This window comes from Paenibacillus contaminans, assembly GCF_003285015.1.
Classification (GTDB): Bacteria; Bacillota; Bacilli; order Paenibacillales; family NBRC-103111; genus Paenibacillus_V; species Paenibacillus_V contaminans.
The window spans coordinates 179,794-192,656 of the sequence record NZ_QMFB01000015.1; the positions used below are offsets into that span (position 1 = coordinate 179,794).

15 protein-coding genes are annotated in these 12,863 nt (G+C 45.8%); 14 read left to right on the plus strand and 1 reads right to left on the minus strand.

Going from position 1 to position 12,863, the window contains the following annotated elements; translation table 11 throughout:
- Positions 1-57: 57 nt before the first annotated feature.
- From DQG23_RS43050 to DQG23_RS42245, 13 genes are all read left to right on the plus strand, one after another.
- A complete protein-coding gene (locus DQG23_RS43050) occupies positions 58-252 on the plus strand; it encodes a hypothetical protein (protein ID WP_238178009.1) in 195 nt (64 codons plus the stop codon).
- Positions 249-641 carry a phage tail protein gene (locus DQG23_RS24185; protein WP_113033455.1) on the plus strand — a complete coding sequence of 131 codons (393 nt, stop codon included), beginning with the start codon at positions 249-251 and terminating at the stop codon, positions 639-641. Before DQG23_RS43050 ends, DQG23_RS24185 begins: the two co-directional genes overlap by 4 nt.
- Positions 638-940 (plus strand): GPW/gp25 family protein, encoded by a 303-nt coding sequence (locus DQG23_RS24190; protein ID WP_113033456.1) that lies wholly within the window; start codon positions 638-640, stop codon positions 938-940. The genes DQG23_RS24185 and DQG23_RS24190 overlap by 4 nt, the downstream gene beginning before the upstream one ends.
- Positions 927-2,051: a baseplate assembly protein gene (locus tag DQG23_RS24195; protein ID WP_113033457.1), complete on the plus strand. Its 1,125-nt coding sequence runs from the start codon at positions 927-929 to the stop codon at positions 2,049-2,051. The genes DQG23_RS24190 and DQG23_RS24195 overlap by 14 nt, the downstream gene beginning before the upstream one ends.
- Positions 2,044-2,904, plus strand: a complete 861-nt coding sequence (locus DQG23_RS24200) for a phage tail protein (protein WP_158560668.1) — start codon at positions 2,044-2,046, stop codon at positions 2,902-2,904. The genes DQG23_RS24195 and DQG23_RS24200 overlap by 8 nt, the downstream gene beginning before the upstream one ends.
- Positions 2,904-3,200 (plus strand): hypothetical protein, encoded by a 297-nt coding sequence (locus tag DQG23_RS24205; protein ID WP_113033459.1) that lies wholly within the window; start codon positions 2,904-2,906, stop codon positions 3,198-3,200. Before DQG23_RS24200 ends, DQG23_RS24205 begins: the two co-directional genes overlap by 1 nt.
- Before the next feature lie 15 nt (positions 3,201-3,215).
- Positions 3,216-7,022, plus strand: coding sequence for a LamG-like jellyroll fold domain-containing protein (locus tag DQG23_RS24210; RefSeq protein WP_113033460.1), 3,807 nt, complete (start codon positions 3,216-3,218; stop codon positions 7,020-7,022).
- A 13-nt stretch (positions 7,023-7,035) separates the two neighbouring features.
- Entirely contained in the window at positions 7,036-7,812 is a 777-nt protein-coding gene (locus tag DQG23_RS24215) for a hypothetical protein (protein WP_113033462.1), read from the plus strand.
- 61 nt (positions 7,813-7,873) lie between these two features.
- On the plus strand, positions 7,874-8,182 hold the full coding sequence (locus DQG23_RS24220; protein ID WP_113033464.1) for a hypothetical protein: 309 nt from the start codon (positions 7,874-7,876) through the stop codon (positions 8,180-8,182).
- A gap of 3 nt (positions 8,183-8,185) precedes the next feature.
- The gene (locus DQG23_RS24225; RefSeq protein WP_113033466.1) at positions 8,186-8,497 is read left to right on the plus strand and encodes a hypothetical protein; all 312 of its coding nucleotides are present in this window, start codon (positions 8,186-8,188) and stop codon (positions 8,495-8,497) included.
- Complete coding sequence (locus DQG23_RS24230; protein WP_238178010.1) at positions 8,490-9,152, plus strand: glycoside hydrolase family 73 protein; 663 nt, start codon at positions 8,490-8,492, stop codon at positions 9,150-9,152. The genes DQG23_RS24225 and DQG23_RS24230 overlap by 8 nt, the downstream gene beginning before the upstream one ends.
- Before the next feature lie 102 nt (positions 9,153-9,254).
- Positions 9,255-9,890, plus strand: coding sequence for a hypothetical protein (locus DQG23_RS24235; protein WP_113033468.1), 636 nt, complete (start codon positions 9,255-9,257; stop codon positions 9,888-9,890).
- A 21-nt stretch (positions 9,891-9,911) separates the two neighbouring features.
- Positions 9,912-10,052, plus strand: a complete 141-nt coding sequence (locus tag DQG23_RS42245; RefSeq protein ID WP_158560669.1) for a hypothetical protein — start codon at positions 9,912-9,914, stop codon at positions 10,050-10,052.
- 350 nt (positions 10,053-10,402) lie between these two features.
- On the opposite strand, the gene DQG23_RS24240 is transcribed toward DQG23_RS42245, so the two are convergent.
- Positions 10,403-11,017 (minus strand): hypothetical protein, encoded by a 615-nt coding sequence (locus DQG23_RS24240; protein WP_113033470.1) that lies wholly within the window; start codon positions 11,015-11,017, stop codon positions 10,403-10,405.
- Positions 11,018-11,664: 647 nt separating this feature from the next.
- Between DQG23_RS24240 and DQG23_RS24245 the strand changes: the two genes are divergently transcribed.
- The gene (locus tag DQG23_RS24245; RefSeq protein WP_238178011.1) at positions 11,665-12,636 is read left to right on the plus strand and encodes a protein kinase domain-containing protein; all 972 of its coding nucleotides are present in this window, start codon (positions 11,665-11,667) and stop codon (positions 12,634-12,636) included.
- Positions 12,637-12,863 lie beyond the last annotated feature (227 nt).

A 12,863-nucleotide genomic window follows, 5' to 3' on the forward strand; every position in this document is an offset into this window, starting at 1 on the left:
GTCGGTGAACCCGTGGTATGCACATTTCCAACCGGCAAACTGCGTGAAGGTTTTTGCTTGGGAGCTTACTGGACAGCAGGCAAGCAGCCGCCTGGGAGCGACGACCAGAGAGGCGTTTGGTTTGAAGATGGTAGCTTCGTCTATTACGACCGTGCTTCCGGAACACTTCAAATCAAGGCTGTCAGCAATGTCCATATCGATGGCAATTTAATCGTGACCGGATCGATAACGCGGGGAGGGGAAACGATATGATCGGTTCCTTCGGCGATGTTGTATTTGTCGCGACGGAGGACACAATCCGTACGTTTACGGAGTTTAGTCGATCGGCTGAAGGTAGATGGGCTAAGCATGATGTTATTGGCAGAAAGCCTGTCAGTCAATTTATTGGGCCCGGCCTGGATCGTATCACATTTACTATGGTGTTCGACGTATCGTACGGCCTGAATCCACGCGAAGAACTTGATAAACTGGTTGTATTGGAGCGCGAAGGAACGGCAGCCGCATTGACGGTCGGCGGTAAGGGTGTAGGGGTTGACCTCTGGAGTATCTCGTCGTTTGAACAACATTGGGACCGGGTAGATAACCGCGGGAACATCCTTTATGCTACAGCTAATTTGACGCTAGAGGAGTACATGCAATGATAAATTTCAACCCGACTCCGGCTGAAGAGATTGACCAAAACATCCGAACAATACTGACCACCGTAAAGGGCAGCGTGCCGCTCGATCGTCCTTTTGGGCTCAATATGGGAGTAGTTGATGATCCTTCGGGCATCGCTCGAGCGAGATTGAGCTCTGCTATTATAGAGACGATTAAGAAGTACGAGCCGCGCGCAGTAGTTTCCCGCGTTGATTTCCGCCAGATGAACGAGGGACTGTTACAGCCGATTGTGTTTCTGATGGTTAACGGGAAGGAGGGAGAAGCAATTGTCGCTAATTGATTTACCTGACATTCAGTTTGTTGACGAGGACGTAGGAAATACGCTCCAGAACCTCATAACGACTTATGAAGCGATATCCGGTCGGACGCTGTATCCAGGCGATCCTGTCCGGATTTTTTTGCATGCGATTGCTTCGATCATCGTGCAGCAGCGCGTCCTTATCAATCAAACAGCGAAATCAAATTTATTACGGTATGCGACGGATGCGATACTCGATCATCTCGGAGCTTTCTCTGAGACGACAAGGCTGCAGGCATCTTCCGCCCTTACGACGCTTCGGTTTACACTATCCGCTCCGCAGTCCTGGTCGGTAGGTATACCAATGGGAACGAGGGTCACATCGCTAGGGGACCCCAAGCTCTATTTTTCGACAACGACGTATGCAGAGGTTGCGGTCGGGGCGACAACAGTCGAGGTGTTGGCGATATGTAATCAACAGGGTGTGGTCGGCAATGGGTTCCTAGTCGGCCAGATCAACAGGATTGTCGATCCCTTGCCTTTCATCGTATCGGCGTCCAATGTAACTATTAGCTCTGGAGGAGCGGAAAGGGAGGATGATGAGGCATATAGACAGCGGATCCGTACCGCGCCGGAATCCTTTTCTGTGGCCGGCCCGGAAGGTGCTTATCAATATTGGGCAAAGACGGCGAGCTCATCCATTGTCGATATTGCTATCGAATCACCGGCTGCAGGCGAGGTGCGGATCGTCCCTTTGCTTGCAAATGGAGAATTGCCTTCCTCCGAGATTCTGGCTAAGGTACTGGAAATTTGTAACGACAAACGTATCCGGCCGCTAACGGATCACGTCACGGCTGCTGCACCGTCTCCGCAAAACTATACACTCGACATTACGTATTGGATTGATCAAGAGCGAATCGTCGAAGCAACGGCCATTCAAACGGCTATCACGAACGCAGTTAGTGAATATGTGTCGTGGCAAAAAGAACGGTTAGGCAGGGCAATTAATCCGTCAGAGCTGATACGACGTGCAATGATTGCCGGGGCGCTGCGTGTCGATGTCACAAGTCCGGTATATACAACAATCGGCGAAACTGAGGTGGCGATTGCTTCCAGCACCACCGTTACTTTCGGAGGTTTCGAGCATGCTTAAACTCGATCAGGTTCGTTTGGTTGACATCTTGCCATCGAGTATCCGGAATGATGCTAATGTCATTGCGGCAGCGACGTCGATCGATCAACAGTTAAGAATGCTTAAGGAGTCCATTGATCGACTGGCTATCTTCACAAGGCTTGATAGTATTTCTGATGAAGAAGCTGACGAACTGGCTTGGCAGTTTCATGTGGATTTTTACGGCCCGCCGCTGCCGCTCGAGAAAAAACGTGAGCTTGTAAAAAGAAGCGTGGCTTGGCATCGAATAAAAGGTACACCGGCTGCTGTAGAGGAAATCGTTTCTGCTGCTTTTGATTCTGCAGAAGTAAAAGAGTGGTTTGAATACGGCGGCCATCCATATCATTTCAAGGTCGTCACGCGAGAGATCGTAACACCTGAAAAATACGGCCAGATTGTGAAGGCAATCAATTCTATTAAGAATGCTCGAAGCGTCCTGGATGATATTGAGGTCAATCGGATTTATCAATCAACTCTCGAAATTTCATCTTCTTTTGAGCGATTCAGCTATCCCTTTCAAGCATTTGCGAGTCAGCAGCTTTTTGCCGGCGTACTCTACGACGGTCCGGCTGTTGTCAACATCCCACCAAGCCCAGTTTATTCTAGTGTCTTGGAACCCAGCAACACCTACTATACCGAAACACAGGCACCGTATTTGATTACGGGGCTTATTTATGCTGGATCAAGTGGCGCAAGTATACCGCCGATCGTTAAGCCGGCAGATCAGTCGGCAACCTACACGGGAACAATGGAAGTTGGTTCGACTTATGACTCGAAGACGAAAGTTTATAAGGCTGCGGGGACAATCTACACGGGAACGGAGGTGCTCATGTAATGGCCATTACGACAGCTGCCCATACGAAAATGAAGAACTGGCTTCAGGGGATTATTTCGCATGGTACGTATACAAAAGGTGGCGTAACGACGACAATGCCGATCCAATCGATTAACCTATCGGGCGATGTTATAACGGTACAATTTTACCTTGATGATAGCGTGAGTGGCATGATTACCAAGTTTCAAGTCATTGATAAAGACGGGGGCGTTTTTGACGATCAGCCGGACAGTATCAATAAGCCCAATCTTAACGGGCTGCTCATCACCTTTAAGTACACCTTAAAACGAATATAAGGGGGCGCATGATCTGTGCAATATAACAAAACGAACTGGGTAGACCACATTATAGACGGCCTGGGTAACGTCATCCAGCAGGGGACACCTGTAAGTGCTGGTAACCTTAACAAACTGGAGCGCGGTTTGAAGGATGCAAGCGTACAGCTTTCTTCGGAGTTGGCCGCCCAAGCGGCACATAGCGGGGTGCTGGACTTTATAGCGACATTTATCGCTGGAGTGTTACCCGTAACGGCTACTCACGGCAAAGGTGCAGTTGGTACACCTATCCCATCGCAGTACTTGACCTACCAAAATCAGTTGGGGATAAGCGACTTTAGCACGCTTATCAACGGCGCAAAGGTAGACGTTTCTGGATTGAACCCAGCTACTACTGGTGGGAATAACCGTGTGTTTTTCCCAGCCCCGCCAGTCTCAGGTGAACGCGATGACCTGGTCTATTTGGAAGCTTGGCGCGACCTAACGACGCAGGACTGGAAGGTCCGCATACGTACAGTCGCAGGTATAGATTTTTCATCATATACAAAAGACGGATTCATGGGAACCCAAGGAAACGTAAACGTACAGCCTCAAGGAGGTAACGCGGCGCCTTTAACTCTACCGTTTGTTTGGTCCACCAGTGATAGCTATTGGAAATACGGTGTATTCAAAGCCTTCGATTATCGGGGAACGGGTGGCGTAGCAGACCCTGCACCGAAGGACCCAGGCCTATATATTGCTGGGGATGGAACTGATGGCGCAAAAGGCGTGCTCAAAAGCTACGATGGCTACGTATATGCTATTCCGCTTTTTAAAGTACGTCGTCGCAATTCTGGCGGTTATAGCACCAACAACCCGAACGGAGCCATTGACTACTTTGAGAATGTAAGCATTACGACATTAGCTGCAATAGCTAGTACTACGCAATCTTACATTGACGTAAGCGCGCTTAACGGATTAAAAGCAGGGGATAAAGTATCTGTACCAGGTAGCAGCCGAGTGAACGTGATTAAAGTTATTTCAGGTTTAAGGTTGTTTTTAGATCAGCCCTATTATACTAGCGACGTAGCTGCTGGCAGCGTAGTAGCATTACGTGGAAACGCTTCGGACCGCCCGGACGGACTTTACTCCAATATCATCGACGAACGCGACATAACGGACCTTCGCCACAAAACGTATTTGGTTGCACCGCCTTACCAGCAGCTTCTAACCGACGGACTAGACCAGCACCTACGCGGCGTGACTCAGCCCGAACGCCGTAAGGCTATGCGAACAACATATGTTGGGGTGCGTAAAACGCCTATCGACTCAAATCACATTTTTTACGCATCTTTTGACAGCAATCGGTCTCCTGAGATAGGTAGCACCACAAGTAATACCTTACCGACTGCGCCGTTATTCAAACCGGCAGCTACAGGGTCTGGCGTATATTTCAACAATACGGGTGGACATGTTGTTACCCAGAACATCGATGCTTTCCCGATTTCGGTTGAAGCATTCGTGATACCCGAAGATCACAGCGCAATTGGCGGTGACGCTGCTTATCTTTTTGCATTAACGAATGCACCTAGTACAGACATGATCGCTATTTGGCTCAAAAAACCGAATGATATTAGATTGCGGGTAATCGATAACGGAGTGCCGAGGGAAAGTTCTTCATATAACTTCCAGCCTGGACGTTCTCACCATGTGCGCTTAACGATCACAACAGACAAAGTACGCATGTATATAAACGGGAATATGATCGGTGAATTAAGCCACACTTTAACGGCGGCAAGGGTAAACAATAATTTGTACCTCGGATTCACTGCGGGTGGCTGGGGAGTTAAAGCAACTATTTCCGATTTCGCCGTGAGTAAAATAGACAGGGGAGCGACTTTCGCAACACTTCCCTCCGACTTTATCGCAGGGTACGCTGATATTACGCCTGCGCTTAATTACCAGCGGCGTATTAACAGCGACGTACTCACGCCGCAAAAATCCTATGCCGTCGCGAAAGTCCAGAACCAAACGCAGGAACGCGGCGTAACGGTCACCAAGGGAACTGGAGTAAATACGGCAGCCTGGGAAGCAGGCGACAAAATTAAAGTACGGGGCTGGGCTGGGGAAATTATAGGGGGCGTTATCGACAGTGATACAGCGCTCGGAAAAATTCTCCGTAATGACGGTACCACTGACACGCTATATGTTGGCGATACTTCCAAGTTTAGTGTAAATGATACGATACAACTGGTCAGGGAGTCTGATTTCACTATTTCCTCCACGCGTACAATTACAGCAGTGAATAGCGCAAATGGTACGATCACAGTAAACACGGCCATCAATACGAGTGTCGTTTATTTGCTATTTGAAACAACCGCCAGCACTTCCAGCCCAGTCGTCCGGGCGATTATCGCCGGGACTTCGACGACGGTACCGGGCACATGGGCAAACCTGGGAACTAATGAAGCCGAATTCACCCTAGGAACGCTGCCGGGTGGCCTAGACGTCGAAGAAATCATCATCGAGTACAGCCTTAACATGGCAGCAGGACAGGGCGGTTTGTTCCAGGTTTATTCAAATATCCTAGGCGGCGAAGCAAATGGCAAGAAGCTTGTAAAGGGTACGCAGGCCGTTACTGACGACTTCGCGGGTAAAATCATAGGAAGTACGACTGTAAACCCGAACAAAGCCTATAGCGCAACAAACGGCACGACTGCGACGCCTGGGGCACCTGGTACCGAGTTTACCCAGGCGGACTACGACGCCATTAAGACGCTGGACGCTTCGTTAAAGACCGTAACGACTTCGGTAAACGGACAAGCGGCCGCGATTGTAGTGTCTAAGGATATTATACGGATGTTTGAAGATAAGGGCGGGAAACTACCAGGAGTTTATACTGTTGCCGAGAAAGTAGCTTGGCTTAAGGTGAACATTGGAAAAATGAATGCCTTCGCGACGGTTTGTGGTACAGGCCCTGCTGGAAATATGGCGAGAACTTCTGTATGGAACGCGAATACAAACTCCTGGACTGCTGTGAATAGCACGACTAATGGAGTTCCCACAAGAATCGGTATGGCGACTACAACTGTACTATCAAACTTTATCGACGCCAACGGGTTCGCGCACTTCCTTTGTTACGCGGACCCTTCGGACGGTGTAACTACTTCAGCAATATTTCTCGACTACGTAAACATAGAATTAGAAGTAGTAAGCAAAGCGGGGTACGATATACTGGTGCCCGAAAACCCGCGCCGTGACGCTGGCCTATCGGGTCTTTTGTATGTCCGTAGACAAACTCGTGAAGTGGAAAGCCTATTCTCAGGTAACGACGAAGATAACGGAATTATCGTAATTGGTGACTATGTACCGACGCAAGAATTTACGGGCGTATTTACGGGCGGCGTAAACGGTGCGAAAGATGTACTGTTGGGAATGCAGGGGTTTGTAACAGTCGCTGGTACAAATAAAGCATACGCATACGATGCGTCGAACCAATACGCGAACGCTATTACACGACTGCTTGGCCCCGGAGACGATCTTAATTACAAGGTAGACCCTCAAAGTCTTGTAAGTACTGTAGCATATGACAGTGTGAACAGTTCAGGCGTTATAAGGTACTGGAACGCTGATATTCCTCATACAGGTCAGGGCTTGGCTGTCGGTGCATACAGCGACGGAATACCATTGTGGGCTAGTAAAGTGGCTGAATTCCTAAGCGGTATGCCGTCGTTAGTGGAGTACAATGGAGAATTACTACTAAGGGTATCGCTTAGGAAGCGTAGTGCCGCATCTGCAACCGGATTGGGAGCAGGTGCATATTATTACTTCCGACTTCCAGGCCGACCGTTAATAAAACTATAAGGAGGATGGACCGATGACGAACGTAGTCTTTAATCGCCAGGACAATACCGTAGTGGGGCTTAATCGCCCTGCTACCGAATTTGGGGAATATAGTGTACAGCTTCCATATGCAATCGAACTCGCGAAGCCTATTCTAAAAATCGACGGCGAGCGGCAAAAGACAGACGGGGCAGGACAGCCGCTTTACCTGGACGGTGACGATGAAGTGCCCGAATCCCGCAAGTCGATAGCTTGGGAAACGGTAACTAATACGTACAATGTCGTTAAAGATGACGGATCAACCGCACTAGTAACGACAACAACCCAAGTGGCGACCGAATGGGAGGAGCTGCCGCCGATCATGATTCCGAACGAGGTCACTTCATATGTGGCATTCGCTGAAGCACCCGCGCTGTTTACGTATGATGAGATTTTGTTCGCTAAGATCGCCAGCATAAAAGCAAACTCAACTCGAGACCTGGTTTATTTCGACGAAGATTTCCCGCTAGACAAGTTTTCTGAAGAATTATCCAGCCACGCGGCAAACATGGGGGACGGTTTTATCGCCTTGCATCCGCTGGGTAGCTGCCGGACGGTTAAGCTGCAGCTTGGGAAAAGCTCCGATGTTCTTCAAATCTACTTGGAATCGCAGCCTGACGTAAAGGTGGAAGTCGGGGCGTCGGCATCCAATTTTGTTGAAGTGGTGAACGGAATCGCACAGCTGGCAGCGCCGGCAAACGAGGTATACGTTAGGTTTAGCAATCTGGTGGATCGTTACCGCGAAGTGTACGCATTCGGAATATTAGTGTAATGCCCTCGAACCGATCGGGGGCTATTTTTATGCCTGAATAGGGCAGACAGGGGCGTGACGAATGGATTTTACAGCGATTACAGCGATAGTATCAGTAGCTGCCGCGCTTAGTGGTATCGTGCTTGGTTGGGCTGGGCGCACACGTTCAATGCGCGATGATATTAAAAAGACTGCCGGCAGTGGTGCTGTCTTGGCAGCCGATGTTGAGTATATAAAGCGCGGCGTGGATGATATCCGGCTTGAGCAGCGTGCTCAGGGGCAGCGCATTGACGTATTGTCGGAACGAGTTACCCGCGTCGAAGAGTCAGCCAAGGCAGCACATAAACGTATGGACAGGATCGATGGAACGCCACGAGACAAGGAGGATTAAGGCATGGAATCGCAGCTCTTTACCTGGGAAGCTCTCTCCGCAATGGGGGGAGCTTCTTTGCTTACGTTTTTCATCGTTCAATATACGAAGAAGCTGATGGACCGCATTGCTCCCGGGCTGCCGACTGACGTTTACGCTGTCATTGTGGCCTTTTTCGTACTGATCATGGCGCAACTGGCTGTTGGTGCCAATGCCGCTGACTGGCGGGTTTATGGGCTCGCATTTGCCAATGCGTTTTTGATCGCCGCCGCAGCCGGTCAAATGCAATATAAGGCGATCCGGCCACCCGGAAAGGATGAGATCAAGAATGGCTAGTATGAAGCGAGAAGACTTTATCGATGTCATTGCACCGATCGCCGTCCAGCTTCGGAATGAGGGATCGCCGATTTTTCCATCCGTCCGGATCGCACAGGCTATGCTCGAAACCGGCTGCGTCCTACATCCCTGGAATAACCTCGTGGGGTATAAGGTAGGCAGCGGACAACTGACTCCGTTTTGGCATGGGCGTAGCGTCAGCACGAAGACATGGGAGGTTTACGACGGTGTTCGCGTAGAAGGCGTGCAGGCTCATTGGCGGGCGTATGACTGCATCGCGGACTGTTTCCGGGATCAGGACTTACTCTTCAGCTGGAGCCGATACGACCGTGTTCGGGCAGCAGTTAACCCGCAGGAACAGACAGCGATGCTATTGGCATGTGGGTATGCTACCGATCCAACTTATAACCAAAAGCTAAACAGCTTTATGGCCGGCTATGATCTCGGAAAATACGACGAGGAGGACGACACGTTGAAATTTGAACATGATTGGCAATGGAAGATGCTCGGTGACGCACTGGACGGGCTATATAATAAAGGTGTAATCTCGGATTGGACTTGGGCTGAAAAGGCGTATATGCGGAAGCTGACGCAATCGGAGCTTGCGTGGCTTAATGCGATCGTACTTGCACGGCAAGCGGGTGTTGAAGTCTAACTAAGGGCGCCCATTCTGTCTTAAAATGTCCTTTCATTTATGGGAAAAATATACTATATTATTAATGTTATATTCCACCATAATTTAGAGAGAGGTCATTATATGTTGGAGTGGCTTGACAAATATCGTGTAATCTTTGAAACGTTATACTTTCTTTCAAGCATCGGATTAGTTACAACAATCATTATAGGACTAAAACAACTAAAGCTTGTAAAACAAGATATTATTCTTAGGAACAAGCGCGCTTCAGTAGAGAAGAGTATTGAGTATCTAAATTGGTTTGCAACTGAGTTCATTCCGGATTATGAAAAATTTGAAGATAATCTTTTAAAAGACAATGTTGTTAATTATCCTGGACCATATACAGAGTTTGTTTTTACATCAACCTGTAATACTCATGTTCCTTCAATACAGACTAATTTGGATAAAAGCACTGAATATGGAGGAACTGGTTTAATAAATCAAATTGAGTTTTTTAGTGCTGCTTTACTTAGTGGATTGGCGGATGAAGAATTAGCTTTCAATCCTTTAGCAAGTTTATATTGTGATATTGTGGAAAAGTTATACATTGTGTTATGCGATCATCGAGATGATGATTCACAAAAATTTCTAAATACTGTCAAGTTATATCGTATTTGGAGCGCTCGTTTAAAGAAGTTGGACGATGACAAGAAGCAAAAAAATAACATGGATGCTTCTAATTTTGGGAATCAACGAATAGAATCTATTGGTACATAAAAAGGAATGGAGCGATCAAGTATGAATAATGTTATTTCGTTAGCAACAGCAAAAAAAAATCTCGGGCTAATGACAAGCTCTGTATCTATGAGCATAAATAAAAAAGGTAAAACGACTACACAAATGTTGACAGAGGCATTTAAAGCACTAAACAAAAAATAAAAATACTATGAGACCCCCCATTCAAAATTGTGGGGGGCTTTGTTTTTTTGTCTTATTCGAGGATCCAGGCACACGAGTCCTTCCCTATTGCGCGGCCCTTGCAAAAAATAACGAAATGCCCTATAGTAGGAGATGCTACACAGGACACTACTAGTGTCGTTTCTCCCCACAGGGAGCGAGCTGCGATGGCATAATGCCGGAATTATTTTAATAGAGAAGCAGGCCATTTCACAGAAGACTTTGTCCGACTGTGGGATGGCCCTCTTTTGTTTAGTGACATAAGTGATCACAGACCCTACTGAAACGGGAAAACACCGACAATTTCTAGTCGGTGTTTTTTTTGTAAAGAGTTACTTGATTTGTGCCATGGACTTTTTCATTTGATCTTCGTTTGATTTAACCGAGTCACTGTCAATTGTTTCGACACCACGATATGTATATTTTGAATTCTGTATAAAATCAAGTGCAAAGGAGTCAATTGGTTTCTTTTCTTTATCGTCATAATGTCGTTCTACCACAGTGGCTTTGAAAATATTGTTCAGCATGTATTCATGATTTTTTGTATCTTTTAGATACGAACCATTTTTAAATTCGGAAACTATGAAGGATTCAAATTCCTTCAGCTCACTCTGATCAGACTTGTAGCTTCTTGCCAGTTTAGTTACCTCATCAAACTTTTCTGTTGTTGACTTTTCAGTTTTCGCAATTACACCGATCTCTTTCTTCCAGTCAACTTCCTGTTTTTGTTGTGTTGGCGTAGTGCTGCTGGTTGGAGATACAGTTCCCGTACTTCCTTGCGGAGTGTTTTTGGGTGATGGTGTTACTGTTGGGGTTGCATTAGTTGCCATGTCCTTAACTTCATCATCTTTTCCAGAAATGTTTGCTGCAATAATTATGACAATCACAATCAGTGCCCAAAACCACCATTTTTTTATTAGCGGTTTATTTTGCTTATTCTGATCCATTATATCCCCCAATTTCTCCCATCAGATGGAGTATTTACTCGAAATCTGTCAAATGTTAGTATATCAAGGTTTGAAATAGATGGGCAAGGGAAATTTAAACAAAAAAATTCCTCTGCGTCAATGATAGCGCTTGGCTGTACGACACAGAGGTGGTAAGTGCTGGGGACATCCATGGCCACAGATATACCACCAGTTGGGTTGGTTGACGAAAATTCATTAAGTAGACGGGCAAGGTTCTAGAACGAAATCATCATTATTGTGGTAATATTAGGATGCGTTAAGGACAAGGGGCGAAATTAATTTGGTCATTAAGTAAAGATAACATTGTTGAAATAATACTTTATCGTTGTTATCACCCTGCAAGTTCAGCGATTGAATTAACCGAAAAAGATTCTCAATAAAAAGCAAGGGGGGCGAGGACTATTAGTGAAGTTGACGCATTCTTAAGAATTAAAACGAACCAATTTTCTGGAAAATATAGTTCTGACAAAGTGGTTCTCTACCAAGATTTTTATAATGACATTTCTAATGACCATCTAAAAGATATATTCTCTATTGCACATTATCAATTAAATAATTTATTTAAGTTTTTGAATGTAAAAAACCGTCCAGGTAATGGTGGACATTATAACGCCGATGAAAGTAGATTGCTCGAAGAATTAATTGAGGATGTAAGGCTAGTTCACGTATCGCTTAAATCCGAATATCCCTTTGATATAAACGACTATTATGCAGATATAATGGATAAATGTAGGTCGTTCTTATCAAGGTCTGGAGGTAGTGCGATCCCCCAAGATTTCCCAATGATCGATATAATCGAGACTAGACCAATTTTTACAATCGCCAACACGAGAAGTGTAATAGGCCCAAATAAACAAATAGTAAAGCTGAAACAAATTGGAAATGGATCCTATGCAAAGGTTTTTAGTTACTATGACTCTTTTTACAATTGTAGTTTTGCTGTTAAAAGAGCATTAGAAAACTTACGCCCTGACGAGCTGGAAAGGTTTAAAAATGAGTTTAATGATCTAAAAACCCTTGACTCACCGTTTATTATTAAGGCGTATCGGTATGATGATGAAAAGAATGAATACATTATGGAATTAGCTAATGATAATTTAGATGATTTTATTCTAAAAAGGCACAATAATAGTATTCCGCTAAAAGTTAGGAGAGTTTTAGTAATACAACTATTAAAAGCTTTTGAATATATTCATTCGGAGGGATTTCTACATAGGGATATAAGCTGTACAAATATATTAGTAAAAAGCTATCAAGATGGTCAGGCCTGGTTAAAAGTCTCAGACTTTGGCCTGGTTAAACGCCCCGACAGCAAACTAACTAGACAAGGAACAAAAATAAAAGGAGTTCTTAATGACATCACTGATTTAACATCAGTTGGATTTGAAAATTACGAGATAAGGCATGAGACTTATGCGCTGGGACAAGTAATTTACTTTATCATTACTGGACGAACAACTAATTATCACCGTGAAAAAAATCCTGCATTGAAGTCCTTTATTCTAAGGGCTATTTCACCAACTAAGGAGGAAAGGTTCGTAAGTGTTGAGGAAATGAAAATAGAATTGTTATCCAAAGTGTTTCCTTCTCTTAGTTAAGCTGACGGGAACGATAGCTCAATAAGTATCTATTTAAAGGCCAGCTATGCAGCGGTTCCAGCTATCATCGCGACAGCCGGTTCGGCCCGTTAAACAGCGGGCCTCGTCAGGCGAGCTTACTTCATTAGACCAATTGATTGAATATGTAAATGTGATAGTGATTAAATAGCTAAAAAATATGTTTGATCGAAATCCCCCGAAAAGGGGGTTTTTTCATGTTGCCCGTT

Excerpts from the sequence above, each read along its gene's own strand:
- DQG23_RS24240 (WP_113033470.1), bottom strand. The coding sequence starts at position 11,017 with ATGGATCAGAATAAGCAAAATAAACCGCTAATAAAAAAATGGTGGTTT.
- DQG23_RS24225 (WP_113033466.1), top strand. The coding sequence starts at position 8,186 with ATGGAATCGCAGCTCTTTACCTGGGAAGCTCTCTCCGCAATGGGGGGA.
- DQG23_RS24215 (WP_113033462.1), top strand. The coding sequence starts at position 7,036 with ATGACGAACGTAGTCTTTAATCGCCAGGACAATACCGTAGTGGGGCTT.
- DQG23_RS24235 (WP_113033468.1), top strand. The coding sequence starts at position 9,255 with ATGTTGGAGTGGCTTGACAAATATCGTGTAATCTTTGAAACGTTATAC.
- DQG23_RS24200 (WP_158560668.1), top strand. The coding sequence starts at position 2,044 with ATGCTTAAACTCGATCAGGTTCGTTTGGTTGACATCTTGCCATCGAGT.
- DQG23_RS24220 (WP_113033464.1), top strand. The coding sequence starts at position 7,874 with ATGGATTTTACAGCGATTACAGCGATAGTATCAGTAGCTGCCGCGCTT.
- DQG23_RS42245 (WP_158560669.1), top strand. The coding sequence starts at position 9,912 with ATGAATAATGTTATTTCGTTAGCAACAGCAAAAAAAAATCTCGGGCTA.
- DQG23_RS24205 (WP_113033459.1), top strand. The coding sequence starts at position 2,904 with ATGGCCATTACGACAGCTGCCCATACGAAAATGAAGAACTGGCTTCAG.
- DQG23_RS24190 (WP_113033456.1), top strand. The coding sequence starts at position 638 with ATGATAAATTTCAACCCGACTCCGGCTGAAGAGATTGACCAAAACATC.
- DQG23_RS24230 (WP_238178010.1), top strand. The coding sequence starts at position 8,490 with ATGGCTAGTATGAAGCGAGAAGACTTTATCGATGTCATTGCACCGATC.
- DQG23_RS24185 (WP_113033455.1), top strand. The coding sequence starts at position 249 with ATGATCGGTTCCTTCGGCGATGTTGTATTTGTCGCGACGGAGGACACA.